The 26,636-nt window shown below is 64.3% G+C and carries 22 protein-coding genes, 1 tRNA gene and 1 pseudogene; 18 read left to right on the top strand and 6 right to left on the bottom strand.

All coding sequences use genetic code 11. The features are described from left to right. Positions 1 to 100 precede the first annotated feature (100 nt). The 6 genes from J6U32_RS17980 to J6U32_RS17955 all read left to right on the top strand — a co-directional run bounded on the left by J6U32_RS17980 (position 101) and on the right by J6U32_RS17955 (position 7,952). Positions 101 to 589, top strand: coding sequence for a hypothetical protein (locus tag J6U32_RS17980; protein ID WP_208791517.1), 489 nt, complete (start codon positions 101 to 103; stop codon positions 587 to 589). A 728-nt stretch (positions 590 to 1,317) separates the two neighbouring features. Beyond that, complete coding sequence (locus J6U32_RS17975; protein WP_208791516.1) at positions 1,318 to 2,016, top strand: hypothetical protein; 699 nt, start codon at positions 1,318 to 1,320, stop codon at positions 2,014 to 2,016. Positions 2,017 to 2,527: 511 nt separating this feature from the next. Continuing rightward, on the top strand, positions 2,528 to 4,870 hold the full coding sequence (locus J6U32_RS17970; protein ID WP_208791515.1) for an AAA family ATPase: 2,343 nt from the start codon (positions 2,528 to 2,530) through the stop codon (positions 4,868 to 4,870). Between the two features lie 563 nt (positions 4,871 to 5,433). Further along, on the top strand, positions 5,434 to 5,646 hold the full coding sequence (locus J6U32_RS17965) for a hypothetical protein (RefSeq protein WP_208791514.1): 213 nt from the start codon (positions 5,434 to 5,436) through the stop codon (positions 5,644 to 5,646). 240 nt (positions 5,647 to 5,886) lie between these two features. Further along, positions 5,887 to 6,543 (top strand): recombinase family protein, encoded by a 657-nt coding sequence (locus J6U32_RS17960; protein ID WP_244332104.1) that lies wholly within the window; start codon positions 5,887 to 5,889, stop codon positions 6,541 to 6,543. Further along, positions 6,543 to 7,952, top strand: coding sequence for a tyrosine-type recombinase/integrase (locus J6U32_RS17955; RefSeq protein WP_208791513.1), 1,410 nt, complete (start codon positions 6,543 to 6,545; stop codon positions 7,950 to 7,952). Before J6U32_RS17960 ends, J6U32_RS17955 begins: the two co-directional genes overlap by 1 nt. Here the strand turns inward: J6U32_RS17955 and J6U32_RS17950 are convergent. From J6U32_RS17950 to J6U32_RS17940, 3 genes are all read right to left on the bottom strand, one after another. Further along, positions 7,941 to 8,687: a hypothetical protein gene (locus tag J6U32_RS17950; RefSeq protein WP_208791512.1), complete on the bottom strand. Its 747-nt coding sequence runs from the start codon at positions 8,685 to 8,687 to the stop codon at positions 7,941 to 7,943. The genes J6U32_RS17955 and J6U32_RS17950 overlap by 12 nt on opposite strands. Before the next feature lie 3 nt (positions 8,688 to 8,690). Beyond that, the gene (locus tag J6U32_RS17945; RefSeq protein WP_208791511.1) at positions 8,691 to 9,287 is read right to left on the bottom strand and encodes a hypothetical protein; all 597 of its coding nucleotides are present in this window, start codon (positions 9,285 to 9,287) and stop codon (positions 8,691 to 8,693) included. A gap of 160 nt (positions 9,288 to 9,447) precedes the next feature. After that, positions 9,448 to 9,524 (bottom strand) — tRNA-Leu (locus tag J6U32_RS17940). A gap of 146 nt (positions 9,525 to 9,670) precedes the next feature. Between J6U32_RS17940 and J6U32_RS17935 the strand changes: the two genes are divergently transcribed. From J6U32_RS17935 to J6U32_RS17895, 9 genes are all read left to right on the top strand, one after another. Further along, positions 9,671 to 10,297 carry an ANTAR domain-containing response regulator gene (locus J6U32_RS17935; RefSeq protein ID WP_208791510.1) on the top strand — a complete coding sequence of 209 codons (627 nt, stop codon included), beginning with the start codon at positions 9,671 to 9,673 and terminating at the stop codon, positions 10,295 to 10,297. Positions 10,298 to 10,460: 163 nt separating this feature from the next. Next, positions 10,461 to 11,687, top strand: a complete 1,227-nt coding sequence (locus tag J6U32_RS17930; protein ID WP_208791509.1) for a branched-chain amino acid ABC transporter substrate-binding protein — start codon at positions 10,461 to 10,463, stop codon at positions 11,685 to 11,687. 88 nt (positions 11,688 to 11,775) lie between these two features. Continuing rightward, positions 11,776 to 12,822 carry a branched-chain amino acid ABC transporter permease gene (locus J6U32_RS17925; protein WP_208791508.1) on the top strand — a complete coding sequence of 349 codons (1,047 nt, stop codon included), beginning with the start codon at positions 11,776 to 11,778 and terminating at the stop codon, positions 12,820 to 12,822. After that, the gene (locus J6U32_RS17920) at positions 12,819 to 14,024 is read left to right on the top strand and encodes a branched-chain amino acid ABC transporter permease (RefSeq protein ID WP_208791507.1); all 1,206 of its coding nucleotides are present in this window, start codon (positions 12,819 to 12,821) and stop codon (positions 14,022 to 14,024) included. The genes J6U32_RS17925 and J6U32_RS17920 overlap by 4 nt, the downstream gene beginning before the upstream one ends. Further along, a complete protein-coding gene (locus J6U32_RS17915) occupies positions 14,021 to 14,998 on the top strand; it encodes an ABC transporter ATP-binding protein (protein ID WP_244332096.1) in 978 nt (325 codons plus the stop codon). Before J6U32_RS17920 ends, J6U32_RS17915 begins: the two co-directional genes overlap by 4 nt. 97 nt (positions 14,999 to 15,095) lie before the next feature. Further along, the gene (locus J6U32_RS17910) at positions 15,096 to 15,824 is read left to right on the top strand and encodes an ABC transporter ATP-binding protein (protein ID WP_208791506.1); all 729 of its coding nucleotides are present in this window, start codon (positions 15,096 to 15,098) and stop codon (positions 15,822 to 15,824) included. A gap of 39 nt (positions 15,825 to 15,863) precedes the next feature. Beyond that, positions 15,864 to 16,430, top strand: coding sequence for a GNAT family N-acetyltransferase (locus J6U32_RS17905; RefSeq protein WP_208791505.1), 567 nt, complete (start codon positions 15,864 to 15,866; stop codon positions 16,428 to 16,430). 72 nt (positions 16,431 to 16,502) lie between these two features. Continuing rightward, entirely contained in the window at positions 16,503 to 19,244 is a 2,742-nt protein-coding gene (polA, locus tag J6U32_RS17900; protein WP_208791504.1) for a DNA polymerase I, read from the top strand. Positions 19,245 to 19,308: 64 nt separating this feature from the next. After that, the gene (locus J6U32_RS17895; protein ID WP_208791503.1) at positions 19,309 to 19,818 is read left to right on the top strand and encodes a hypothetical protein; all 510 of its coding nucleotides are present in this window, start codon (positions 19,309 to 19,311) and stop codon (positions 19,816 to 19,818) included. A gap of 19 nt (positions 19,819 to 19,837) precedes the next feature. Here the strand turns inward: J6U32_RS17895 and J6U32_RS17890 are convergent, their stop codons facing one another. The 3 genes from J6U32_RS17890 to J6U32_RS17880 are packed head-to-tail and all read right to left on the bottom strand — an operon-like array spanning position 19,838 to position 23,622. Beyond that, positions 19,838 to 20,449, bottom strand: a complete 612-nt coding sequence (locus J6U32_RS17890) for a TetR/AcrR family transcriptional regulator C-terminal domain-containing protein (protein ID WP_208791502.1) — start codon at positions 20,447 to 20,449, stop codon at positions 19,838 to 19,840. 38 nt (positions 20,450 to 20,487) lie between these two features. After that, positions 20,488 to 22,083 carry an amidohydrolase gene (locus J6U32_RS17885; RefSeq protein WP_208791501.1) on the bottom strand — a complete coding sequence of 532 codons (1,596 nt, stop codon included), beginning with the start codon at positions 22,081 to 22,083 and terminating at the stop codon, positions 20,488 to 20,490. 21 nt (positions 22,084 to 22,104) lie between these two features. Next, positions 22,105 to 23,622: an APC family permease gene (locus J6U32_RS17880; RefSeq protein ID WP_208791500.1), complete on the bottom strand. Its 1,518-nt coding sequence runs from the start codon at positions 23,620 to 23,622 to the stop codon at positions 22,105 to 22,107. Between the two features lie 160 nt (positions 23,623 to 23,782). Here J6U32_RS17880 and J6U32_RS17875 point away from each other — a divergent pair, with 160 nt between their 5' ends. From J6U32_RS17875 to J6U32_RS17865, 3 genes and pseudogenes are all read left to right on the top strand, one after another. After that, positions 23,783 to 24,877: an isocitrate/isopropylmalate dehydrogenase family protein gene (locus tag J6U32_RS17875; protein WP_208791499.1), complete on the top strand. Its 1,095-nt coding sequence runs from the start codon at positions 23,783 to 23,785 to the stop codon at positions 24,875 to 24,877. Between the two features lie 175 nt (positions 24,878 to 25,052). After that, complete coding sequence (locus J6U32_RS17870; protein WP_244332094.1) at positions 25,053 to 25,346, top strand: transporter substrate-binding domain-containing protein; 294 nt, start codon at positions 25,053 to 25,055, stop codon at positions 25,344 to 25,346. A 57-nt stretch (positions 25,347 to 25,403) separates the two neighbouring features. Continuing rightward, a pseudogene (locus J6U32_RS17865) lies at positions 25,404 to 26,609 on the top strand (IS3 family transposase). The last annotated feature ends 27 nt before the right edge of the window (positions 26,610 to 26,636 follow it).

The following is a 26,636-nucleotide window of genomic DNA, read 5'->3' as shown; positions in this document are numbered from 1 at the left end:
CTCCATACGTCCCGACTGTAACCGTCCAGAGTGTAATCATCGTATCGGCTGGTGGTGTTAGATATCTGTCGAACCAACCAAGTGAACAAAAGGGAGATCCATGAAGCGCGCATTACTTACCACCGTCGGTGTTGGACTCCTGGTGCTGGCGAGTGCTGGATGCAGTGACGACCAGCAGCCGTCGGCAGGCTCGTCGTCGGTTGCGGCTGCGCCGTCCGTCGGTAGCGCCGAATGGCCGATCGCCCTGGACTTGATCGCAGACCTGACGGGCAAGGGGTTTGTATGCACTGACGAACAGGTCATGCCCGCGCAGACCGAGTTCATTGAGTCGGCAGCGAAATGCAAGACCGGACCGGAGAACGGCGGAGGTATCTACGTCTACGCGTTCACGTTCGGTGAGCCCGCGCAAGCTCAGAGCGCTCTGCAGACCAAGACGGCCGGGAACAGCATTCGTCGGGGTCCGACCAAGTCCGCATACGTCTCTGACGCAAACTGGATTGTTGAGTGCCCGGATGGCGATAGCGGCGGACCGGGCGACATCGCCTGCAAGGCTGCTCAGGAGACGATCGGCGGCACTCTCACTCAGTAGCGCAATAGCAATCTGCAGAGCTACGTCCTTCACGCGAACCACTCTCATCACTTTTTTGCCGCGCCGTTGGGGTGCCTGAGTGGCGGGGCGGGCCCCGAAAATGTCTCAGCGACCAAATGAGAGCCGAACCTACCTTGTACGCTCGGATTCTGTTGCGCACCAACGACTATGGGGTACGCTGCGCTTGGCAATAGGTGCGCAATGCTGTAGGGTAGGTGGTGCACCGGCCAAGCGGTGTAGTTTACCGGAATAGCTGAGGCGTCCCAGGGACAGCCGCTTTAGGCGGAGCACGACAGGACGACTACTTGGACAGATTGGCTCCGGATTTGACCCAGAGATATCTGCGCACGTGACGTACGGCGGCAAGCGATAGCCGCCTCACCAACCGAGCAGAGCCCTCGTCAGATCCTGAAAGGCTCAATCATGTCCCAAGCAGCACGAGTCGCCCCGGCCCGACCGGCAGGCGCTCCTCAGCAACCGCCCCGAGACCCGTATCGGCAGCCCGCGAATCGGGTGTGGTCCGAACAACCGATGCTTGTCGGCGTGGAAGCTGTAATCCGTTTTGCCCGTGAAGAGTTGGGCGTCGACCTAACACGGAGCCTCGTCAGGCGGGCTACCGAAGCGCGTCGTATCCAGGTGTTCAAGCTATCGGCCAAGAACGCCTACAGTCCGGCGGGCGTGGTCCGCTTCATCGAGTCGCTGGCTCGGCCTGTCGCCGGGGAGGACCAGTGAGATTTCCTGCCTTCGGAGAGTTTGAACCGGGTGCCGACCCGATTGCCGACGCTGTAGACCGCGTGAACCACCCCCGCAACGCGCACGACCCGGAGGTCTGGTTCTCGCCGGAGGCGGCGAACTACCTGCCGACCGCTCAGGCGATGATTCGGGCGCAGCAGATGCCGGTGGTTCCGGCTCGTGGTCCGGTGGCTTCGTACACCTTGGCAAACTGCGGGCGGAGAATCCTGCCTCTGCGCCGCCGATCCGAGACCGAGTTGCGGCGGCTGTCGGTGGAGCAGGCCAAACGAGAGAGCGGTGGCGTCACGGAGTTTCTGCGTTGCGAGTACGAACACGACGAGGCTGCGGACATTGCGGCGTACGGCGGCAGTCCCATTGAGACGGTGGTCGTCTACGGCGTGAAGGACGCCGGGAACCTGGAGTTTCTGGTTAGCGCGTACTGGACGCCGAAGCGAGTGGCCGAACTCGTGTGCCGTGCTCTCTACGTTCACGACTGCTTCTTCTGTGACACAAAGTCAAAGGTCCGCCTGGACACCTATCTGTTGCTCGGCTGCGGTGGCGTCACCAGGATCATGGCGTGCTGCGACCGCTGCGAGTCGCGGTTCCGCAACGACATGCCCGTCGGCCTGACGTGGCTCCGTGGCTGGGACGACTGGCTGTTTCTGGCCGGATTCCCTGATGAGCGGAGGCTGTGATGAAGACGGCGATCGTGGCGGGGGCGGCGTGTCCGAAGAATCCGGACCTTCTGTTGGGCTTCGTGAAGAAGATCGTGTGGCGGTGGGGCGTGAGGATCGCGGTAGACGAGCGGGGTCGGGAGTGGCTGGTGTCCCGGAGGCGCGGCGTCCGTCTGGTGGAGGCGTTCGAGATCGTTGACGAGGTCGTGTGCGGCGTGCCCGCGCCGGTAGTGCGGCCCTTGCGACGGCTGTCCCCGGCGTCTGACAGGTCGCGTGGCGGGCTGGCGGTGGCGGTAGGCCGTAGCGGCACCCCGCAGGGCTTCTCAACGGGTGAGGCCCGCTCAACGCTGGGCGAAGAGCGGGCCTCGTGGAGAGCGGGGACTTCTCCTGTGACCAGCGCTACCGATCACTAACAGCTTACCTCCGTTGTGGCGCAACGGAGTCTAACTCTGACGCGGCGATAGCCGACCGGTCTTGTTGGGCAGGACGGTCGGCGGTCTCCGCACCTCTACACACATCTGAAAGGCCAGACGTGAGCAACGATACTCCTGCCCACAATCCGAAGCTAGACCGTAATAGGCAGGGCCAGAACCGAATTAAGGCGACAGCGCAGCGTTGGCGAGAACTCGGTTCCGCCCCGATTCCTATGCGGGTTGATGGCAGCAAGGCTCCCGCGACGGAATGGAAGCGGTATCAATCCGAACAACCCAGCGAGGCGCAGATCGAGACGTGGTTCGGCCTGCATCGCGGGCTGGGGATTGTTACCGGTGTCGGTGGGATTGAGCTGTTGGAGTTTGAGACCGAGCCGGTGTTCGTGCGGTGGGTCCGCGACATGGTGGCCGAAGGACATGCCGACGACCTCCGCAAGATTTGCGACGGTTATTTGGCTCGCAGCGGTGGCGGTGGATGGCATCTGATCTACCGGACCCCCGAGCCGGGGAGAAATACCCGGTTGGCCTGCGTCGATAAGTCCAACGAGGACAGCGCGGTGTTCAAAGGCTTTGAGCATGGCGCGGCCAAAACCTCGATGGTGCTGATTGAGACGCGCGGGGTGGGCGGGTTTGCGGTGGTGGCCGGTGGTGATCCTGCTGTTCACGCCACCGGTCGCCCTTACGAGCGATCCAGTCTGCCGGAGTACTTGGTGGCCGAGCCTCTGCGGAATTGGCGGCTCGATCCCGATAAGGGCGTGGTGTTGTTAGATCGTGCGCTGGCTGAGCGGCGTCGCGGCGGCGGTTACGTCGGTGGTCTGTTGTCGCCGGCTCCTGACCGGTTGCATGAGGTGTCGGCCGACCTGCGAGACACGATGTTTTCGATGGCGCGTCTGCAGGATCAGCGGGTTCCGAAAGCTGCGAAGAGCGAGCGTCGGTCCGAGCTGAGCTCTCGTGTTGGACAGGGCGTGCCAGGTGCGCGTCCGGGTGATGCGTGGGCGGCGGTGACTACCTGGGACGAGATTCTGTGTCCGCATGGGTGGCGGCGCGATCACAGCACCGCTGAGAGCGATCGGTGGACACGCCCCGGTAAGGCTTCAGGGACGAGCGCGACCACCAACTTCGACGGTAGTGGCCTGCTGTACGTGTTCTCGTCGTCCACGGTGTTCGAGACCGGCGATGACGAGACGTACAGCAAGTTCGGTGCGTACGCGCAGCTGAACTTCGACGGTGACATGGAAGCTGCGGCAAGCGATCTGGTGAAGAAGGGTTTCGCCGATCCGTTGCGGTCGGAGGCCGACACCCGCGAGCATCGTGTCGCGCAGCTGGCGGTCGAGGCCGAGATGCGAATGGAGGCCCAGGAGATCGCCCGCCGGAACCGAGCGGTCCGGGAGTGGCGAGCGCCGATTACTCGTAGTGGGCTGACGGCGATCAACGATCCGGCTGTGGAGCCGCCGCACTTGGTCGAAGGGTTGGTGATTGGCGAGGGCGTGACGTTGCTGTCTGCGCAGAACAAGACCGGTAAGTCCACCGTCGGCGTGAATATCGTGAAAGCTGTCGTCTCGGGCCAGCCACTCTTCGGGAAACTGACTACACACCTCGACACCGGCAACGTCGGCATTTGGAACGCGGAGGTGTCCACCGCGACCTATGAGCATTGGTGCCGCGAGCACGGCGTATTCGACGATGAGGCTGACGCCGCGCGGGTGCACTTCTATCACTGCGTAGGCGATCACGTCGATATCGAAGTCCCCGTGTGGCGAGAGTGGGCGATCACTTGGCTGCGCGACAACGACGTGAAGTTCTGGGTTCTTGACCCGTTCTCAAAGATCATTCGCGGAAACGAGGACAAGGCCGAGGACGTCAATCCGTTTTGGGCGGCGCTGCGAGAGATTATGAAAGAGGCCGGATGTCGTGCGGCGTTCGTTATCCATCACGCCGGTCATGGCGTGGAAGGGATGAGGGCACGGGCGCGTGGATCGTCGGCCATCGAGGGTGATCCCGAAGTGATCTTGTCCTACGAGCATGGCGGCAAACCGGGCGACTTCCCGCCCGACGACCGACGCTATCTGTCGGGAGTGGGACGTATCGACGTGGTGGACCGGCTGAACCTGACCTACGACCGTGCCACCCGAACGCTGCGAGTAGATGAGAACAGCGGCGGCAAGGTGGCCGACCGGCAAGTCCACGACGATCTGAAGATCGCTTGCGCCGCCTGGAAGATGCTCGCAGGCAAGGACAGTGCTGACGCATGGGTGTCGAAGCAGAAGCTGAAAGAGGCCGACACCGGGATCGGGCACGCGAACACGATCAAGGCGATCGACCGGTGTGTGGCTCGGGGCTATCTGGTCCTTGAGCCCGGCTCTGCAGGCAAGCCCGACAAGATTCGCCGTGGCCGAACTCGCCCGAAAGGCTTTGTTGAGACAGTCGAGGATGGGGAGAGATGACGCGTCGAGAGGCCCGAAAACCATACCCATGCCGACCCATGCTGGACCCATGCCGCATGGGTGCAGGGCCACACCCCAACCCACCCATGCCAGCCCCCGTAGGGGGCGCATGGGTGGTGGGGTGGCACGGGTGCCGGGCCGGGGTGGTGGGCGCTACCTATGCCCAGCATGGGTGCATGGGTCAACGCACATCACGATCCCGGATACGGGCCGCAGGAATCGAGAGGGGCGCACGGACTCCGCACTCACCAGAGTGCAGGCCGACCGTGTTCGAACCGACAGCAACAACGAGTCCTCCGACAACAGGGAATTGTCGTTGAGGCAAAGGTTGGTACAAACCAGCGGCCAAACGGCCTGATTTGGAGCACATCGTGGAGAGAGACACAAGCTCCGCGCGAGACGGATCACTACAAAGTTGGGCGTGGAAAGCGTTCGAGCAGAAGGGAATTGGGACGATGACGAGTAAGCGTGGAAAGCGTTCGGGCAGAACGGATTCGGGACGGCACGAAAGATTCACTGGCGACTACGGAAAGCCTTACGTGCCAAAGGTATACCCGCGATGGGTGTACGACGAGATTGTCGCGGTGAAGCGCCTCGACGACCGCGCCCTGGCTGCGGAAGTGCGCGACGAGGAAGACGACGCCGAGCCGGTGTCCGCGTCGGCTGAGTCGTCGTCCCCTCCGGTGGTCGGGCCTCGCGTGCCGAGGAAGCTGTTGCCGATGGAAGACGCCCTCGAACAGTTGCGTGCTGCGGACCAACGCCCGCCCGCGCCGTAGGCCAGCGCCACCCACGGCGAGGGGTGTCTCGGCCCTCTGGCGTCGCCACCGACGGCCCAATGACGCCGGTGCGGCACCCGCGCACCTCACGCCCCATCTCAACGGCAAAACGAGTCAATTGCTCTGTCGGACAAGCTATTCCAGTTCCGAATAGATTGTGATCTATGTCACTCGAAAGTAGGCTGAGGCGTAAGGCGCAAACGGACGTTAGAGCCTCAACCACCAAGGGAGACAAAGGAAATGAACGAAGCGAAAGTGATGATCGGGTACGTGCGAGTGAGCACTGAAGAGCAGGCCGACAGCCGCCTTGGCATTCAGGCTCAGGAGGCCGCGCTTCACGCCGAAGCCGCGCGCCGAGGCTGGGAACTGACCATCCTTCGGGACGAGGGGCTGTCCGGTTCGCAGGTCAATCCCGGCTTACGTAGCGCTCTGGCCCAGTTGTCGGCGGGTCTTGCTGACGGGCTCGTGGTGACCAAGCTGGACCGGCTCGCTCGTAGCGTTGTCCACGCCGCCGAGATCATGGAGCGCGCCCGCACACAGCGTTGGTCGCTGATCATGCTCGACGTCCAGGTCGACACCACCACGGCCAGCGGCGAAGCGATGGCCAACATGCTCGCGACGTTCGCCCAGTTCGAGCGGCGTCTCATCGGGGAGCGCACCAAGGCAGCGCTCGCAGCGAAGAAGGCTCAAGGCGTCACGCTCGGCAGGCCGCGCCTCGTGTCCACCGTCGTGGCTCGTCGCATCGTCGGGATGCGAGAAGAGGGCCTCAGCTTCGGTGCTATCGCCGCCGAACTCACCGCAGCAGGCGAACTCAGCCCAGCGGGTCGTCCTACCTGGCAGGCCACCACCGTCCGCCGTATCTGCAAGTCCATCGAACAAGCGAAAGAGGCCGCGTAATGGCGTGGATCAAGACCTACGAGACCAAGGACCGCAAGCGCGGGAAGCCGGTCAAGACGTATCGCGTCATCTGGAAGGAGGTGGAGCGCGACGCCTACGGGCTGCCAGTTCCTTTTGACGCGGCGATGCCGGACGGCCGCAAGCGCACCCGCAACCGACAGGAATCGTTTGGAACCCGCGAGGACGCCGAGGCCCGTCGCGACGAACTGAATCTGGCTCGGCACACCGGACAGACAAGCGCCCTGGCCGAACAGCGGAAGGCTGGTGACTTGCCTTTCGGGTACTACGCGCAGGCGTGGATCGAGAGCCAGCAGGTCAAGGTGGCTCAGGGTCGGTTGAAGCAGCGCACCCTCGACGATTACGAGAAGGTGTTGCGGCGCTACTCGCTAGAGCGATTCGGCGGTCAGGCTGTCGCCAGTGTCAGCCCTCGGGACTGCGAGCACTTCCTCGCTGACCTGGCAGCGCGCAACCTCGCCCCGAAAACCGTGAAGCACGCCTGGCTCGCGCTGAGGGCAGTCCTCAAGTACGCGACGCGACACGGCGCTATCCCTGTCAGCCCGACCGAGCAGGTGGATTTCAGCACCGGGCACGCCGTGGGCGACCGCGAAGCGTTCCAGCATCACCCGCTGACCGCCGAGCAGATCGCCGCAGTGGCCCGAATCGTGGGGGAGCGGTATCCGGTCTACGAGTTGCTGGCGCACTTCCTGCCGTACTCGGGACTACGCAAGGCCGAATGCGCCGGGTTGGAGATTCAGGACATGGATTTCACCACGCGCCCCGGCCCAGACGTGTCCGGAACCACTCTCTGCACGGTGCATGTCCGGCGCACCAAGGATCGGAAGGGCGGGCAGTGGGTGACGAGCACCCCGAAGAGCCGCAAGTCGCGTCGGTCGGTGCCCTTGCCGCCGTGGCTGGCCGAACGGGTGCGCGCCTACGTTGTGGAGCATCCCCGCGCCGACGAGCCGACAGCGTCGTTGTGGCCGTCGCGGAAGAACGGCGGACGCCGGGTGAAGGGTGAGCGCACCGTGGCCGAGCTGGATTGGTCGCAGCCGCCCGAGTTGGGGACGTGGTTCGAGACGATTCTTGCTCCGGCGCTGGTTGAGAGCGGTTTGCCGGTAAGTTGCCCGGCCCGCGACGGCCAGCCCGCCCAGCGAGGCGTCCGCCTGCACGACTACAGCCGCCACACGTTCGCCACCATGCAGCTATCGGCCGGGGTCCACTTCATGCAGGTGTCGCAATGGCTCGGCCACGCGCACTACAGCCTGACACTGGACACCTACGGCGACTGGATACCGAGTGAAGACGGCGGCGCGCTCAACAACCTGCCCGAACCGACCATAGCTCGCGCGTCGACAGTGTCTGAGCCGTCAAACGTGATCCAGTTATCCCGACGGAGATCAGGGAGTTAAGAGATGCTCCTCAACTTGCGTTGTGCCGAGAGGTGAGAGTATTGCGACTCCGCCGCTGTACTCGATCATGCGTTGTGAATGCAGTCGGGTGAGAACCCTACGGTAGTTCGGCAAACGGTCTTGCTCGAGCCAGTCTGCTAGATCTGTTTCGGAAACTGGACCAGTGGACGAGTAGATCAGAAGTAAGGTACTGTCCGACAAGCTCATACCTGGCTTCAAGATCCGACGTTTGCCGTTTATCTCCCATACCAGTGGATTTGTGCGCTCCACTATTGCAGTGATCGTATCTGATGCTTCATTCACCGAAACACTGTGAAATAGTCTGACGAGTTCAGCCATGATCCACTGGACTGCGTGGAGAACGTACTCCGCGTCCATTTGATTCGCGTCGACGTCACCACCGACGTGCCCAACGCCCCTGCGATTGCGGATGTCATACAGCCCAACGAGAACGCGGGGAATCGTCATCCGTACCGAGTCGGAGAATTGGGACTGGTTCTCGAGAGATTCGCATGCGCGCTTGAAGTTTCGCGGCTTGGATGCGGACTTTGGGTATGAACCGCTTGTATATCCTTCGAGGATCGAATACACGATTTCACAGAACCGCCCTCCGTTCAGCTCGCTCGCTTCCCATCGGCTTTCACGGTAATTGGTTGTGACCTTGTCGTACTCGGCCAGCAATTCAATGCGAAGGGGAGCAGGAAGATGGCCGAGTGTCTGATCGCGACTGATCACGCGCTACGGTTTCTTCTTCGGAAGGTCGTGCTCTACGAAGTTGCGTCCACTCCAAACCACTTCAATGTTGGACATATCCTTAGTGTCGAGCCAACCCCGGCTGCCCGTCTGATGTAGATTGTTGTCGGGATTGGCTGGTGATCGCCATTCGGCAGCTCTGAAGGCGGCGATTACTTTTCCTATGGTGACCTGTTCTTTTAGGTAATCAGTCAGGTAGTATGCTGCGACAAGCGCTTTCTCGTTATTGCTGGTGGGCGACTTCTCGGCCGCAAAATCTTTGAACGACTTCTCCCCATCCGGCGCGAAGTTAATATCTTTTGGGACCTCGAAATTCGCCTTCTTTGCCCCGGCCTTCCTGCTAGTGGCCTTCTTCGCAGGCTTGACCTTTTCCGCTGGAGCTTCTCGTTCTACAGCATCGCCTGAGTCGCGTGGCGGTGGTGGGGTCTGTCGAGAGACTTGGGCCGGACCGTTTGCGAATACTGTCGAGCTGAGAATCCCGAACGCCTGGGCGCGCAATTCTGCATCGTCGAACTTCTTGACTGCCTCGGCGATCCGGTCCATCGCCGTGATCGCGGAGTCAAGGTCTTGCTTCTCGGTCATTGAGGTCGCCTTTGTCTTGCGAGTCTGTATTGACGCAGATTCTAGGCGGATGAGCTTACCGGGCCATTCACGCCACGCCGTGTGGGTAGCACGGGGGCTACATTGACACCGTTTGGACGACACCCAGACACCAGAAAACCCCTGCTGAACAGGGGGTTCATGGTGCCCTCGGTGAGACTCGAACTCACACTGGACGGGTTTTGAATCCGTTGCCTCTGCCAATTGGGCTACGAGGGCATGCAACTGCGTCGAGCTGCGAGAGCCGAGTCTAGTAGATCGGCCGAGCAGCGATCCAACCGGTACGCTTCCCCTCATCGTCCGTCGTGCGCGACGGGCGTGGCCTGGGTGTTCGCGCAGGTCGATCGCTCGACGTGGAGGAGGGGATGGTGACGGTGGCGGACAGTGCGCCGGTGACGCCGGACGAAGCGCAGGTAGGCCACAAGGTTCTCGTGGCCGAAGACGACTCGCTGATCCGGATGGACCTCATCGAGATGTTGCGCGAAGAGGGCTACGACGTCGTCGGTGAGGCACCCAATGGTCAGGCGGCCGTCGAGCTGACCGAACAGCTCGCCCCCGATCTGGTGATCATGGACATCAAGATGCCCGTCCGGGACGGAATCGATGCGGCCGGCGAGATCGCGAGCAAGCGGCTGGCCCCGGTGGTCATGCTCACCGCATTCAGTCAGCGCGACTTCATCGAGAAGGCCCGCGAGGCCGGAGCGATGGCCTATCTGGTGAAGCCCTTCACCAAGGCCGATCTCGTGCCCGCGATCGAGGTGGCGGTGAGTCGGTATCAGGAACTTCGCGAACTCGAGAAAGAGGTCGCGTCGATGACCGACCGTCTCGAGACCCGCAAACTCGTCGAGCGGGCCAAGGGTTTGCTGATGGAGAAGCAGTCGTTGTCGGAACCTGAGGCGTTCAAGTGGATTCAGCGCGCGGCGATGGATCGCCGTACCACGATGAAGGCTGTGGCGCAGGTCGTGGTGGAGACACTCGGTTCGCAGGAGTGACCTCGACGGGTCGTTCGTTAAATCTCTGAAACAAGCTCAATGCCGATCTGCGCGGTTTCGCTCAGTTACCCCGCGCAGGTCGGTCGTCGGGTCTATGTTCCTCTCAGGATCTACGGGGTAGATCTCCCGGCGACGCCGGGCGGGCGGATGAGAGGCAACAAGTATGCGACGTCGAATGGCGACCGCAGCGATCGCGGTGACACTGACGGGAATCCTCGCAGTCTCGGCGTGTAGTAGTAAGTCCACTGATTCTGGGTCCGGTGCGAGTGGCTCGTCGGCAAGTAATTCGGGTTTGACGATCTCGGCTCTCAATCAGATCAACACCGAGGGCAAAGAGGTTCCGCCGGCCGCGGAGTCGGCGGCACTGAACCCGGCCCAGCCCGGCGGCGCCAAGTGCGATCCGTCGACCATCGCCATGGCCGGCGCCCTCACCGGCGCCAACGCGGCACTCGGTATCAACATCGTCAACGGTGCGCAGCTGGCCGTCGATCAGCACAACAAGGCGAACCCCGACTGCAAGATCACCTTGAAGCGCTTCGACACCGAGGGAGACCCGCAGAAGGCCACCCAGGTCGCCCCGCAGATCACCAATGACAGCTCCATCATCGGCCTGATCGGCCCGGCGTTCTCGGGTGAGACCAAGGCCACCGGCGGCATCTTCAATCAGGCCGGTCTGGTGTCGGTCACCGCCTCGGCCACCAATGCCGCACTGACGCAGAACGGCTGGAAGACCTTCTTCCGCGGTCTGGCCAATGACGACGCGCAGGGCGCGGCGGTCGGCAAGTACCTGACCAACACCCTGGGCAAGAAGAAGGTCTGTGTCATCGAGGACGACAGCGCCTACGGCGTCGGTCTGGCATCGGTGGTCACCAAGTCGCTCGGCTCGGCTGCCGACTCGGACTGCTCGGGCAACGTCAAGACCGGTGAGCGCGACTTCTCCGCGATCATCTCGAAGGTGACCGCGGCAAGTCCCGACGCCGTGTTCTACGCCGGGTACTACGCCGAGGCGGCTCCGCTGGCTCAGCAGTTGAAGTCGGCCGCGCCGAACGTGACCTTCGCCTCCGGTGACGGCACGAACGATCCGCAGTTCGTTGCCCAGGCCGGAGATTCGGCCAAGGGCGCCTACCTGTCGTGCCCGTGTGGTCCGGCACCGGCGACGCTGGCCAAGGAGTACCAGGCGGCGTTCAACCAGGCATCCGGCGTCTACTCGGTGCAGGCCTACGACATCGCGTCGATCATGATGAAGGGCATCGAAGAGGGCAACACGACGCGTCCGAAGCTGCTGGAGTTCATCCGGACCTACAAGGGCCAGGGACTGGCCGGCCCGTACTCGTGGACACCGGACGGCGAGCTCACCTCGTCGCTGATCTGGGTCTACGAGGTCAAGTAAGTCCGACATATCCGGTGCGCCCGGCCACCGTCCGGTGGTCCGGGCGCACCGCATGTTGCTGCTCTCATCCGGCTGAAGGGGAGGAAACGTGAGCACACTCTTCGCGGCGGCCCAGACCACCACCGACGTGGCGTCGACGATCGGCTTCGACGTCCACTCGCTCGTTGACGGTTTCTGGGGTCTGACCATCGAGGGATTGACCTACGGATCGGTATATGCGCTTGTCGCAGTGGGTTACACACTGGTCTACGGCGTATTGAGACTGATCAACTTCGCGCATTCCGAGGTGTTCATGCTCGGCATGTTCGGCACCTATATCGGCCTGCTCATCATGGGTTTCAGTCCGTCGGGCAACGTCTACGCCGAGGGCACATTGATGACTGTGGTGTATCTCGCGCTCGCGGGACTGTGCGGCATGGTCGTGGCCGGCGGCGCCGCCGTGGGGCTGGAGTTCGTCGCCTATCGACCACTGCGACGCCGCAATGCCAAACCGCTGGCTTTCCTCATCACCGCCATCGGCATGTCGTTCGTGCTCCAGGAGTTCGTGCATTACGTGCTGCCCAAGGTGCCGGTGGACCCGCCGCTCGGCGGCTCCAGCGCACAGCCGACGATCCGGTTGGCCCAGGCCGTCGAGGAGTTCACCATCTTCGGTGCGCCGGTCACCAATCTGACGATGGTGATCATCCTGTCGGCGATCGTGTTGGCGCTCGGCACCGATTTCATGATCAACCGGACACGGTTGGGGCGCGGTATCCGGTCGGTGGCCCAGGACCCGGATGCGGCCCTGCTCATGGGGGTTTCACGTGAGCGAATCATCCTCATCACGTTCTTGATCGGCGGCCTGCTCGCCGGCGCCGCAGCATTGCTCTACACCCTGCGTGTGCCGAACGGGATCATCTTCAACGGCGGATTCATCCTGGGCATCAAAGCGTTCTGCGCCGCGGTACTCGGTGGCATCGGCAACGTCCGCGGCGCACTCCTCGGCGGCCTGCTGCTCGGGGTGATGGAGAACTACGGGTCGGTGGTGTTCGGCAACCAGTGGAAGGACGTGGTGGCCTTCGCCTTGCTGATCCTGGTGCTCATGTTCCGTCCGACGGGCATCCTGGGAGAGAAGCTCGGAAAGGCGAGGGTATGACGACAGCACCGACACTGCTCACGTCGCCGGAACGTCATGGACTGGGCGATGCCATCCGCACCTGGTGGGACGGCTTACCGCGGGTCATGCAGTGGCTCGTCGGGGTTCCGCTGATCATCCTGATCGCGCTGCTTCCCGTCATCAATCCACCGCTGATCACCACAACCGCCACCAACTTCGGGGTGGTGATGGCGACCTTCGCGATGACCGCCCTGATCGCCATCGGCCTCAACGTCGTGGTCGGGCAGACCGGTCTCCTCGACCTCGGCTACGTCGGGTTCTACGCCGTCGGCGCCTACGTCGTCGCTTTGATGACCAGCCCGTCGAGCCCGTTGTGGGGCAGCACCGACCACGGATTCTTCTCCGGCCCGTGGGCATGGCTGGCGTGTGTGCCGCTCGCGATCATCATCACCGGTATCACCGGTGTCATCCTGGGTACCCCGACGCTGCGCGTGCGCGGCGACTACCTCGCGATCGTGACCCTCGGCTTCGGTGAGATCGTGCGGTTGCTCGCCGACAACCTCACCGACGTCACCAACGGCGCCACCGGCTTGCAGAGCGTGCTCTACCCGGAGATCGGCCGGTCCGCCGACAGCCCCGGCGGTGTGTTCTCCACCGCCAACAACACCTCGTCGCTCAACTACGGCGTGTGGTGGTACTGGTTCGGCATCGTCGCGGTGATCATCGTGCTCATCGTCATCGGCAACCTCGAACGCAGCCGGGTCGGTCGCTCCTGGGTGGCCATTCGCGAGGACGAGGACGCCGCCGAGATCATGGGCGTACCGACCTTCAAGTACAAACTGTGGGCGTTCGTCATCGGTGCCGGGATCGGCGGTCTGTCCGGGGCGTTCTACGCCGGGCAGGTGCAGTATGTCGACCCCACGGCATTCACCGTCATCAACTCGATGCTGTTCCTGTGTGCTGTGGTCCTCGGTGGCCAGGGCAACAAGCTCGGCGTGATCGCCGGTGCGTTCATCATCATCTACCTACCCGCCCGCGTGCAGGGCATCTCGGTGGGTGGAGAAGCGTTGAGCGAGTACAAGTATCTGTTCTTCGGGATCGCCCTCGTGACGCTCATGATCTTCCGTCCACAGGGTCTGTTCCCGGCACGCGCCCGACTGATCACGTTCGGACGCCAGGTGTACGCCGCTATCCGACGCACCCCCAAACCGGCGCCGTCGAGCGAGGAGGCGGCCGCATGAGTCACCGCACGCCCGACGAGCCGAACCCGGCATCCGGTGCACCGGACCTCACCAAGCAGATCGCCGAGGTGCGCGCCGACCCCGAGGCGACCACCCTGGTCAATCCGGCCGACATCGACCCGGATCTGGCCGATCCCGCAGCGGTCGCCGAAGCCGTTGCACCGCAACGCGACATCGCGGTGGACGAGGGTGAAACCCTGCTCAAGGTGGAGGGACTGACCGTCGAATTCGGCGGGTTGGCCGCCCTGGACGACGTCAGTTTCGAGATCCGCCGCGGTGAGATCCTCGGCCTCATCGGACCGAACGGAGCGGGCAAGACGACCTGCTTCAACGCGATCACCGGGGTGTATCGACCCACCCGCGGGACGGTCACCTTCGACAATGCGCCGCTGGGAAAGCTCAAGCAGCACAAGATCACTCGCCGAGGTATTGCCCGCACCTTCCAGAACGTCCGGCTCTGGGGAGAGATGACGGCACTGGAGAACGTCTGCGTGGGCACCGATGCGCGCCACAAGACCTCGGTGTTCGGCGGCATCCTGCGGACGCCCCGGCATTACCGGGAAGAGCGTGATGCCGTGGATCGCGGGATGGCGCTGCTCGAGTTCGTCGGGATCGGTCCGCGTGCCGCGGAGAAGGCATCCAACCTGCCCTACGGCGATCAGCGTCGACTCGAGATCGCGCGAGCACTGGCCACCGAACCGAAACTCCTGTGTCTCGACGAACCGGCCGCCGGCTTCAACCCCAGCGAGAAGACCGCACTGATGGGCCTGATCGAAAAGATCCGACAGGACGGGTACACCATCCTGCTCATCGAACACGACATGCGACTGGTCATGGGCGTCACCGACCGGATCGTGGTGCTCGAGTTCGGCCGCAAGATCGCCGAGGGGGCACCCAAAGACGTCCGCGACAATCCGGCGGTGATCGCCGCCTACCTGGGGGTACCCGATGACCAGATCGACGAACATGTCTGAGCCGCACGAGTTTGCAGCACGAGAGTCAGCAGCACGAGAGTCGGAACCGCGAGAGTCGGAACCGCGAGAGTCGGAGCAGTCGGCGTCAGGGACATCGTTGTCGGTACCGCCGGTTCTCGAACTCACCGACGTCGTCATCCACTACGGACGCATCCAGGCGCTGCACGGCATCTCGCTGCGGGTCGAGGCGGGCGAACTGGTGACGCTGCTCGGTGCCAACGGTGCGGGCAAGTCGACGACGATGCGCGGGATCTCCGGGCTGAACAAGTTGACGCGGGGCGACATCCGCTTCAACGGAGAGTCGATAACCCGCCTCGCACCGCATGAGCGGGTCAAACGCGGCATCATCCAGGTGCCGGAGGGTCGACGCATCTTCCCGGGGATGACGGTCCTCGAGAACCTCGACATGGGTTGTTACGGGCGGAAATTCGAGAACAAGACGGCCTACAACGAGGCCCTGGAGCATGTGTTCGAGGTGTTTCCCCGGCTCGGTGAACGCCGAAAACAGTTCGGCGGAACGATGTCCGGTGGTGAGCAGCAGATGCTGGCCATCGGGCGTGCGCTGATGGCGCGACCCAAGCTGCTCCTGCTCGACGAGCCGTCGATGGGGCTGGCGCCCATGGTGATCCAGCAGATCTTCCGGATCATTGCACAGATCAACAGCGAGGGCACGACGATCCTGCTGGTCGAACAGAATGCGCAGCAGGCACTGAGCCGATCCGATCGCGGCTACATCCTCGAAACCGGGTCGATCACCAAGGAGGGGGCAGGTAAGGATCTACTCGTCGACGACGCCGTGCGCGAGGCCTACCTCGGCGTCGCCTGAGGCCGGTTCGTTCTCGGCCTCGCACGTAGAGTCGGGGATATGGCCGACACGACGATTGTTCCCACTCGCGATCTCGATGTGACCAGTTCGCTTCTGGCGCAAGCTTTTGCCGATGATCCGGTCACACGGTGGATCACGCCGGATCCGCGCGGCGACGTGCAGATGTTCCGCACCCTGGTCCGGTGGACGCACCGCAGCGGCGTGGCACCGGACCTCGCGATACGTGCCGGGGAGCCGGTCGGCGTCGCGGTGTGGGATCCGCCCGGGTACCGGGTGTCGCGTCTTGACGAGATCCGTGCGCTTCCCGGGTTCGTCCGCTCGCTACGGACGGGAATTCGCCGCGGTGCGGTGGTCGAGTCGACCTTCGCGAGGCTGCGACCCGAGGAACCGCACTGGTACCTCGGGCAGCTCGGCGCGATCCGGCATGGTGAGGGCATCGGCACCGCCCTGCTCGAGGCCGGGATCGCACGCGTCGACGGACCGGCGTACCTCGAGAGTTCCAACGTCGCCAACATCCCGCTGTACGAGCGCTTCGGGTTCGAGGTGGTGCGCGAGGTACGGCTTCCCGGCGGCCCGTCGGTGTGGCCGATGTTCCGCAAGGGATGACCGCCTCGACGGGTTCGGCCGGTGGTTGCGGGCGGCGAAGGTCTGTCAGGGGTCGCCACTAGACTCGTCCGGGTGAGTCCCGCACAGAGTTCGACCGCCACCCGCGGCAAGACCAAGGCCAGCACCCAGCCGACGCTGATGCTCCTCGACGGGCATTCTCTGGCCTACCGGGCGTTCTTCGCGTTACCGGCCGAGAACTTCAAGACCGAGACCGGTCAGCACACCAATGCGGTGTACGGCTTCACCTCGATGCTCATCAACCTGCTGCGCGACGAGGAGCCGACGCATATCGCCGCAGCGTTCGACGTCTCCCGGAGGACTTTCCGTTCGGAGATGTACCCGGAGTACAAGGCGCAGCGGTCGAAGTCGCCGGACGAGTTCAACGGTCAGGTCGACGTCACCAAGGAAGTCCTCGATGCGCTCGGAATCCAGGTGTTCGCCATCGACGGCTACGAGGCCGATGACATCATCGCCACGCTCGCCACCCAGGCCGAGGCACAGGGCTTCAAGGTCCTCGTCGTCACCGGTGACCGTGACTCGCTGCAGCTGGTCGACGATTCGGTGACCGTCCTCTACCCGCGCAAGGGTGTCTCCGACCTGACCCGATTCACCCCGGAAGAGGTCGAGAAGAAGTACGGGCTGACGCCGTCGCAGTACCCCGACTACGCGGCGCTGCGCGGCGATCCGAGCGACAACCTCCCGGGTATCCCGGGCGTGGGGGAGAAGACGGCATCGAAGTGGATTCGCGAATACGGTTCACTGGCCTCTCTCGTCGATCACGTCGATCAGGTCAAGGGCAAGGTCGGCGACGCGTTGCGGGCCAATCTCGCGTCGGTACAGACGAATCGTCAACTCACCGAACTCATTCGCGACATGCAACTGCCTGCCGGGCCTGACGATCTGGCCCGGGTCGGCTGGGACCGTGACCGCATCCACCAGTTGTTCGACGACCTCGAGTTCCGGGTGCTAAGGGATCGGTTGTTCTCCACGCTCAGCTCGGTCGAGCCGGAGGCGGAGGCGGGCTTCGATCTCGACGGTTCGGTGCTGGCGGCCGGACAGATCGCAGGCTGGCTCGACGATCACGCACGCACCGGGCGCACCGGGCTGACCGTGACCGCGCCACATACCGTCGTCGGTGCCGACATCACCGGGATCGCCCTGGCCGCCGCGGACGGCGTGTCGGCATATGTCGACATCACCCAGCTCGATCCGGCCGACGAGAAGGCCCTCGGTGGCTGGCTGGCCGACCCGGACACGCCCAAGGCCCTGCACGAGACCAAGTGGGCGATCCACGCGCTGCGCTCCCGCGGTTGGACGCTGCGCGGCGTCACCAGCGACACCGCGCTGGCCGCCTATCTGGTGCGCCCCGGCCAACGCTCGTTCAACCTCGACGATCTGGCCTTGCGTTACCTGCGTCGAGAGCTGCGCGCCGACGACGGCGCAGGAAACGATCAGCTCTCGCTGCTCGACGAGGACGGTGGGTTGGCCCAGCAGGCCGAGCAGCACATGCTCGAGGCGCGTGCGGTCGCCGAACTCGCCGACACCCTCGACACCGAACTCGATCGCATCGACTCGCGGCCCCTGCTGACCGACATGGAACTGCCGCTGCTGTTCGTCCTGTCGGATCTGGAGGCCGCAGGCATCGCGGTCGACGTCGATCACTTCGGCACCCTGGAGGAAGGCTTCTCCGAGCGCATCCGCGCCGCCGCAGAAGCGGCCTACGAGGTCATCGGGGAGCAGATCAATCTCGGGTCGCCCAAACAGCTGCAGACGGTGCTGTTCGACAAGCTCGAAATGCCCAAGACCAAGAAGACCAAGACCGGCTACACCACCGACGCCGACGCCCTGCAGACGTTGTACGAGAAGACCGAGCATCCGTTTCTCGCGCATCTGCTCGAGCATCGCGATGCCACCCGGCTGAAGGTGACCGTCGATGGGCTGCTGAAATCCGTCGCCGACGACGGCCGGATCCACACAACCTTCAACCAGACCGTCGCGGCCACCGGACGACTGTCGTCGACCGAACCGAATCTGCAGAACATTCCGGTGCGCACCGAGGCCGGCCGCGAGATCCGTCACGGCTTCGTCGTCGGCCGCGCCGAGGACGGGACGCCGTTCGACTGTCTGATGACCGCCGACTACAGCCAGATCGAGATGCGCATCATGGCGCACCTGTCCGAGGACGCGGGGCTGATCGAGGCGTTCAACACCGGCGAGGATCTCCACAACTTCGTCGGGTCCCGCGCGTTCGGCGTGCTGATCGACGAGGTGACCACCGAGATGCGCCACCGCGTCAAGGCCATGTCGTACGGACTTGCCTACGGCCTCAGCGCTTTCGGGCTCGCAGCGCAGCTGCGGATCAGCCGCGACGAGGCCAAGGAACAGATGGAGGCCTACTTCGCCCGGTTCGGTGGGGTCCGTGACTACCTGCACAATGTCGTCGCCGAGGCGCGCCGAAACGAGTACACCGCAACATTGTTCGGCCGCCGACGCTATCTCCCCGATCTGAACAGCGACAACTGGCAGCGCCGACAGGCAGCCGAACGCATGGCGCTCAACGCGCCCATCCAGGGCACCGCCGCCGACATCATCAAGGTCGCGATGATCAACGTCCACAAGCGGCTCACCGCCGAGGAGTTGCGCTCGCGGATGTTGCTGCAGGTGCACGACGAACTGGTCATCGAGGTCGCCGACGGCGAACGCGATCAGGTCGAGACCGTGGTCCGCGAGGAGATGGGCAACGCCATCACGCTGTCGGTGCCGTTGGAGGTGTCGGTCGGCTACGGCCGGTCGTGGGATGACGCCGCGCACTGACGATCACCCTCCGACGATCCTGAGCAACCGACGATCCTGAGCAACCGACGATCACGAGTAGCGCATGCATGACGACCGACGCCCGACCCGACCGCCGTGGGTGGTTCCGGTCGTGGTGGGTTGTGTCGTCGGCCTGATCGTCGTCGCTGCGGTCATCGTGGGCCTCAAACTGTCCGGGGGACAGTGGAATACGGGTTCGGGTACGGCCGCCGCATCGACGACTCCGACGGTCGTGGTGACACAGACGACGACCGAGTCGGCCACACCGACCGAGACCACCACCGACGACACCACACCGGCGGACAGCGAGGCGAGCGACGCCCCGACCCCATCGCTACCGGTGCCACCGGTCGCCGACACCGTCTGGTACGCGCAGTTCGGCGCGTTCGGCAGCTATCGGCGGGCCGAACAAGCCCGCGACAACCACTACGGCTCGTTGATCCTGCCCGGTGAGATGCTCGGATCGGGCAGTCGCTACGTGGTGGCCCGCCCCACCAGCTCACGCACCGACGCCGAAGACGTCTGCGCGCACTTCGACTCCGGATCGTGCGTGGTCAAGCAACGCGTCGAGTGACATGGGTGCGTCGAGGCGTTTACCGGAGCAGCCGGCGTTCCAGCGCGTCGAGTAACAGGCCGAGCCCGAAATCGAAGGCGGCATCGGCGCGTTGGCGTCCGCTCGGGGCGGCGGCGACCGCTCTGGCGAGCGCACTGTCGGCGGCGAGGGACTCGACTGACCACACCGTCGCCGGTGCCGCGGCGTCGAGTGCCGAGCCGAGCGCGAAGGTGTCGAGGAGCGTGATGAGGTGCAGGATTTCCGTGTCGGCGAATCCTGCGGCGACGAGGCACTGCGCGAGGTGGTCGTAGCTGTTCAGGATCGCCGGAGCTTCGACCGTCTGCCCGGTGAGCGCTCGCACCAGCGCCGGATGCGCTCCGAAGGCGTCCCGGTAGGTCCGTACCCACGTGGTGACCGCTCCACGCCAGCCGCCGGACCAGTCGACGTCGTCGGCCATCGCCACCGCGATGGTGCCGCGCACGAGCTCGAGTACCTCTTCTCGTCCGGAGACGTGGTGATAAAGCGAGGAGACCGCCACGCCCAGCCGTTTGGCCAGCCCGGGCATGGTGAAGGTCTCCTTCGCGTCGAGCTCGGCGAGCGCGGCGCGAGCGATCGAGTCGCGGTCGAGGAGCGGCGAGGTCGGTCGGGGCACGACGTCAGCCTAGGACATCGTCGCCCGGCGCGAACCGATCATGCTCGGAACACGAACCGTCCGTCGACCATCGTCGCGACGACGGGAGCGTCGGCCAGCTCGTCGGGTGGGGCGGTCAACGGGTCGACGGCGAATGCGGTGAAATCGGCGCGGGCGCCGACCCCGATCCAGCCGGCGTCGGCAGATCCCTGGGCGCGGGCGGCGTGAGAGGTGTATCCCTCCAAGGCCATCGAGGCGGTCAGCCCCTGCTCCGGGCACACCGGAATCTCGTCGAGATGGCCTGCGCGGCGCCGCAACTGCGCGTCGGCGAGGATCTTGCGCGGGTCGAACGGTGCCACCGGCCAATCCGATCCGAGCGCCAACAGTGCCCCCGAGTCGCGGATGTCGCGGGTGCGGAACGCCCGGTTCGCGCGCTCGGTACCGAGCCGGACCGACCAGTTGTCGCTCTGATCGCCACGCGTGTAGAGGGTGCAGTGGTTGGGCTGCATGCTGGCGACGACGCCGGTCGCAGCGAACCGCGACACGAGATCGTCGGGCAGGGTTTCGATGTGCTCGATCCGGTGCCGGACGCCGGTGGGTGTCGCCGGGGTGTCGGCGAGGGTGTCGAGGGCATATCGGATACCCGCGTCGCCGATGGCATGGGTCACCGTCGGTACCCCACGTGCGGCGAGATAACGGACGGCTTCGCGATACTCGGCCGGATCGGGCCACAGCGGCGCGGTCGATTCGCCGTGTGCGTCGGCGTGTTCGAGCCACGCGGTCCCGCCGTCGATGGTGCCGTCGATCATGAACTTCACCCCGTCGACCCGCCATCGCCGCCCGCCGTGCCTCTGCAACTCGACGATGTGGTCGAGCTGTGCGCGATCGGTGCCGGGCATACAGAACGGTGCGAACCGCAACCGGATCGGTAGATCTCCCGAGTCCTCGAGGGCGGCAACGAGTTCTCCGCTGTCCGCCTCGAAGTCCATGGCGTTGCCCGAGGTGATCCCGGACTGCGCCATGGCGGTCAGCACCTCGTGTAGGCGCCGACGACGAGCAGTCGCCGGTTCGTTCGGTAGGGCGCCGTCAACGAGCTCGACGGCTTCGAGCTCGAGTAGATGTCCGGTGGGAATCCCGTCGGTGCAAACGATCTCGGCGTTGCCCGCAAAGGGGCGCGGCCCGTGAACTCCCGCCGCGTGCAACGCGGCCGGACTCGCGAGCGCCGAGTGCGCGTCGAAGAGATAGATGAACACGGGGACATCGTCACCGAGTGCCTCGACGATCGGCGCATGGGTGATCAGGTGGTCGCCGAAGACGTTGGGATCGAGCCCCCAGCCGAGCACCCACCCGTCGTTGCGGGGTGCGGCGCGCAACGCGACGACGAGTTCGTCGATGGTCGTCACCGACGAAAGGTCGTGTCCGGCGGTCATCTTCAAGCCGAGCACCGGATGAATGTGTCCGTCGATCAGTCCGGGCGTCAGGGTTGCGTCACCGAGGTCGATGACCTCGGTGGCGCCACCGATCTCGGACTTGATCGAGCGCGCGTCGCCGACGGCGGTGACCCGGCCGTCCCGGACGGCGAGCGCCTCGACGGGTGCGCCGGTGCGCAGGGTGTGGATGGTGCGGGCGAACAGGGCGGTGTCTGCCGGGCTCATTCGGTGATCTCCTCGGTGTGGTCAGCGTTCGGTATCGGCATGGGGGTCGTCGTACAGACCGCCGATGCGGTCGAAGATCCTTGGTCGTCGCAGCCGGAAGTATTGGGCCACCGCGATTCCCGCGAGCAGCACGGCACCGACGAGGCCGACCAGCCAGGTGTTGGTGGTGGCATCGGCATTGGTGAGCAGGTTGATCTTCGAGATCAGGACCGCCAGCGCCACACCGAGTACCCCGATGCTGACCATTCCGGCGATGACGGCGACCCGTTCGACTCGAACGAGGCGTTTGCGCGCGAAGTAGGCCACCACGGCGATCGCGGTGATCAGTTGCAGCGCAATGATTCCGACCACTCCGGGGGTGTTCACCAGGAGTAGGAGACGGTAGTAGGGGTCGGCGCCGGCGATGGCGAAGGCGCCCACGACGATTGCGGCGATGACGGTTTGCAGTGCACCGGCGCGCGCCGGCGACCGGAACACCGGGTGTGTGCGGTCGAGGTAGGCGGGCAGCACGCCGTCGCGGGCCAGTGAATAGGTGTAGCGGGTGATCGCGTTGTGGAAAGCGATCTGCGAGGCCAGCGCACTGGTGACGATGAGGACCGACATGACGTCGGTGGCCCACGTCCCGACGTAGTGGGTCATCGCGGAGAAGAACAGTCCCGCAACGTCATCGGTGGCCGCGGCCTGGACCTCGCGAGCACCGAAGGCCTGCACCATCGACCAGACGATGAAGCAATACGCGATGGCCATGAAGCCGACCGCCCAGTACGTCGCCCGGGGGATGGTCCGATCGGGGTCGCGCGCCTCCGAACGGTAGAGCGCAGTGGACTCGAATCCCATGAACGCGGCGAAGGCGAAGGCGAGGATGCCGCCCATGCCGGGAGCGAACACCGCGGACGGATGGAAGGAGTCGAAGCCGATCCCATGCGCGCCGCCCTGCGCCAGCACGGCGAACGCCAATACCAGCAGGATTCCGGTTTCCAGGGAGAGCAGCACCCCGAGGAATTTCGCCCCGACGTCGATTCCGCGGCGACCGACGTACCAGACGATCGCGATCGCGGCGAGTGCGAGATAGGGCCACTCGATGGTGATGCCGAACAGGCGGGTGATCGCGTCCTGGGTCTGGATGGCCATCAAGCCGTAGACGCCGATCTGCAGGGCGTTGTAGGCGACGACGGCCAACAGCCCGCATCCGAGTCCGACGGATCGGCCGAGGCCGAGCGTGATGTAGGAGTAGAACGCTCCCTTTCCGCCGGTTGCCCTGGTCATCGCCATGAAGGCCACGGCGAAGATCGCGAACGCGGCACCGGCAACCAGGTACGCGACCGGTGCGCCGGCCCCGCCGATGGACAGTGCCAAGGGGGCGACGCCTGCCATCACCGTCAGTGGTGCGGCCGCCGCGATCACCATGAAGGCGATGGCGGGTGCGCCGAGGGCATTCTGTTTCAGGCCGATCTCCGGTGGTGGTGGGCTGTCGAGGCCCTCGGGGCGCGCCGGTCCGGGCGGAGTGGCAATCGGTGGGGTCGCCGGTTGTCGGGTCATGGGAGTGCTCTTTTCGCAAGCGGTGAGATCTGCGGTGGATTAAACGAATCAGATTCGGTTAAGAGAATGAGGCACGTCACACGCGGTGTCAACAGCAGGCGTGGATCGGTGCGCAACGCACGTGGGTTCGCCTCCGGTGCGGCCCGATACGCTCGGGCCGATGAACACAACGAGGACGCGACAACGCATCGGTGTCATGGACGGCGACGGAATCGGACCGGAGATCGTCCCCGTCGCCAGGGACGTCGTCTCCGCGGCGGGTCAGCTCGTCGGCGTCGAATTCGATTGGGTCTCACTGCCGCTCGGCCTGACAGCGATCGAGACACACGGGTGTCCGGTCCCCGACGAGACGCTCGCGGCGCTCGAGGATCTCGACATCTGGATCCTCGGCCCACACGACTCGGCCGGCTACCCGGCGCGGTTCGCCGCAGACCTCACCCCCGGCGCGATCATCCGCAAGAGATTCGGGCTCTACGCCAACCTGCGACCGTGCCGGGCGATCCCCGGCGTCGGCGCGCTCGCGCCGGACCTCGATGTCGTCATCGTCCGGGAGAATTCCGAGGGCCTCTACGCCGATCGCAACATGACGGTCGGGTCGGGCGAGTTCATGCCCACCCCCGACGTCGCACTCGCCGTGGGGGTGATCTCGCGTGCGGCGACCGAACGGATCGCGCATCAGGCGTGCCGACTCGCGCGCGAACGCTCGGGTCGGCTCACCATCGTGCACAAGGCGAACGTGCTGCGATTGACCACCGGGCTCTTCCGGGACGTGTGTCGGGAGGTCGCCGAGCAGTACCCGGGCCTCGTGGTGGACGACAAACACGTCGACGCCATGGCGGCCCTGCTGGTTCGCCGGCCCGGCGATTTCGACGTCATCGTGACCGAGAACCTGTTCGGCGACATCCTGTCCGATCTCGCGGGCGAACTCGCCGGATCGCTGGGTACCGCGGGCTCGGTCAACTGCTCCGACACGGTCGTGATGGCGCAGGCCTCGCATGGCGCAGCCCCCGACATCGCCGGACGCGGTGTGGCCGACCCGATCGCGATCATCGCCTCCGCCGCGATGGCGTTGCGATGGTGGGGAACCCGCCACGACGACAGTCGGCTGCTCGCGGCCGCCACGGCCATCGACACCGCCGTGGGTGACAGCGTCGCCGCCGGTGCCAGGACACCGGACCTCGGCGGTACGGCCACCACGGCCGACGTCGGCCGTGCGGTGCTCGATCGTCTGAGTCGGCAAGGCCGAAGCGGTTAATCTCTCGTAACCAACCGGTGAAAGCAGCTCCGCGGAAGTAAGTTCAGACGGCGGGGGACAGCCCTGTCTTCTGATCGGCCGACCTGCCCCGGAGCGTGATTCCGAGGCGCGAAGGGATAGTTGTGATGCGCGATCTCCGATCGTTCGGCAGCCTACGACGTCTGCCGGGATCTTCATGTTGCTCGTGGGGGTGATCGCCCTTGTGGTGGCGGGCTGCTCGAACGATGACAACGACACCGCCACGCTGGGTGCCGACATCAGCCCTACCAATGTGCAAGTCGCCAAGAACGAGGCGATCGCTGCGCTCCTACCCGAGGGCGTTCGGAGCAGCGGCGAACTCAAGGTTGGGGTGAACGTGCCATATTCGCCCAACGAGTTCAAGGACAGCAGCGGCAACATCATTGGTTTCGACGTTGACTTGATGGACGCTGTAACCAAGGTTCTCGGGCTGAAACCGCAATGGGGTTGACCCCGTTTCCCGGACATCTTGATGGCCAGTGTGAGGCTGGCGGGAGAGGATGGAGTGATGGGAGCGAAGCGGAAGAGTTACACGCCGAAGTATCGGCGTGAGGCTGCGCACTTGGTGATCGATACTGGTCGCACGATCGCGGAGGTCGCGCGGGAGGTCGGTGTGGGTGAGCAGTTGCTGGGTCGGTGGGTGGCCATTGAGCGGTCGCGGATGGATGATCCTCCGCCGGCGGTCGATGCCGATGAGCGTGCCGAGTTGGAGCGTTTGCGTCGGGAGGTTGCCGAGTTGCGGATGGATCGGGATTTCTTAAAAACTGCGGCAGCCTTCTTCGCGGCGGAGAATTCGCAGCAGAACAAGCGTACGAGATAATCGACGCGGAGAAGGCCACCTTCCCTGTTGTACGTAGTGTTGAATTGTTGGGGGTGTCGCGGTCGGGTTTTTATGAATGGCGTGAGCGGCAGGAGGCTGGGCCGTCGGCACGTCAGGTACGGCGGCAGGAGTTGGTGGAAAAGATTGTGCGAGTCCATGAGCAGTCGGATCAGGTGTACGCGCGCGCCGCGGATTACCGCTGATCTGCGGGATTCCGGCGAGGTGGTGTCTACGAAGACTGTGGCTAAGTTGATGCGTTCCAATGGTATTGCTGGTATCAGTCCGCGTCCGTGGACTCCTGTGACGACGATCGCGGATCAGAATCCGCATGTGATACCGGATCTGGTGGGTCGTGAGTTCGATCGCGGAGTGTTGAATACGGTGTGGACGTCTGATATCACGTATTTACGTACAACGAGTGGCGGTTGGTTGTATTTGTGCGTGGTGCGGGATGGGTGTTCGCGTCGGGTACTTGGCTACGCATTCTCTGATACTCTGCACACTGATATTGTGGACACGGCGTTGCGGAATGCGGTGATGTTTCGCGAGCCGGAAACCGGGTCGACCGATCAGGTCATTTTCCATGCCGACAGGGGCTGTCAGTACACCTCTGAGCAGATGGCGCAGGTCGCTGACGACCTGAAAGTGCGGCTCTCAGTGGGCAGGACCGGGGTGTGTTGGGACAACGCTCAGCAGGAAAGTTTCTGGTCGACGTTGAAGACCGAGTTCTACGATCGACGGGAGTTCGACACTCACCTGGAGGCCATCGTCGCGGTGTCCCGCTGGATCGATCAGGTGTACAACCGCAGGAGACGACACAGCTCGCTGGGCTACCTTGACCCGGTGACATTCGAACGCAACATGATTGACCAGGCGGCTACCGAAGCCGCTTAACCGATGTCCGGCAAACGGGGGTAACCA

It is taken from the genome of Gordonia polyisoprenivorans (genome assembly GCF_017654315.1).
GTDB lineage: Bacteria > Actinomycetota > Actinomycetes > Mycobacteriales > Mycobacteriaceae > Gordonia > Gordonia polyisoprenivorans_A.
Note: the sequence above shows the minus strand (reverse complement) of the source record. Positions and strands in the feature narration are given on the sequence as shown.

Coding starts and splice junctions, on each gene's coding strand:
- J6U32_RS17905 (WP_208791505.1), top strand. CDS start 15,864: ATGGCCGACACGACGATTGTTCCCACTCGCGATCTCGATGTGACCAGT.
- J6U32_RS17895 (WP_208791503.1), top strand. CDS start 19,309: ATGCATGACGACCGACGCCCGACCCGACCGCCGTGGGTGGTTCCGGTC.
- J6U32_RS17885 (WP_208791501.1), bottom strand. CDS start 22,083: ATGAGCCCGGCAGACACCGCCCTGTTCGCCCGCACCATCCACACCCTG.
- J6U32_RS17870 (WP_244332094.1), top strand. CDS start 25,053: ATGTTGCTCGTGGGGGTGATCGCCCTTGTGGTGGCGGGCTGCTCGAAC.
- J6U32_RS17960 (WP_244332104.1), top strand. CDS start 5,887: ATGAACGAAGCGAAAGTGATGATCGGGTACGTGCGAGTGAGCACTGAA.
- J6U32_RS17930 (WP_208791509.1), top strand. CDS start 10,461: ATGCGACGTCGAATGGCGACCGCAGCGATCGCGGTGACACTGACGGGA.
- J6U32_RS17915 (WP_244332096.1), top strand. CDS start 14,021: ATGAGTCACCGCACGCCCGACGAGCCGAACCCGGCATCCGGTGCACCG.
- J6U32_RS17980 (WP_208791517.1), top strand. CDS start 101: ATGAAGCGCGCATTACTTACCACCGTCGGTGTTGGACTCCTGGTGCTG.
- J6U32_RS17955 (WP_208791513.1), top strand. CDS start 6,543: ATGGCGTGGATCAAGACCTACGAGACCAAGGACCGCAAGCGCGGGAAG.
- J6U32_RS17935 (WP_208791510.1), top strand. CDS start 9,671: ATGGTGACGGTGGCGGACAGTGCGCCGGTGACGCCGGACGAAGCGCAG.
- J6U32_RS17920 (WP_208791507.1), top strand. CDS start 12,819: ATGACGACAGCACCGACACTGCTCACGTCGCCGGAACGTCATGGACTG.
- J6U32_RS17875 (WP_208791499.1), top strand. CDS start 23,783: ATGAACACAACGAGGACGCGACAACGCATCGGTGTCATGGACGGCGAC.
- J6U32_RS17880 (WP_208791500.1), bottom strand. CDS start 23,622: ATGACCCGACAACCGGCGACCCCACCGATTGCCACTCCGCCCGGACCG.
- J6U32_RS17945 (WP_208791511.1), bottom strand. CDS start 9,287: ATGACCGAGAAGCAAGACCTTGACTCCGCGATCACGGCGATGGACCGG.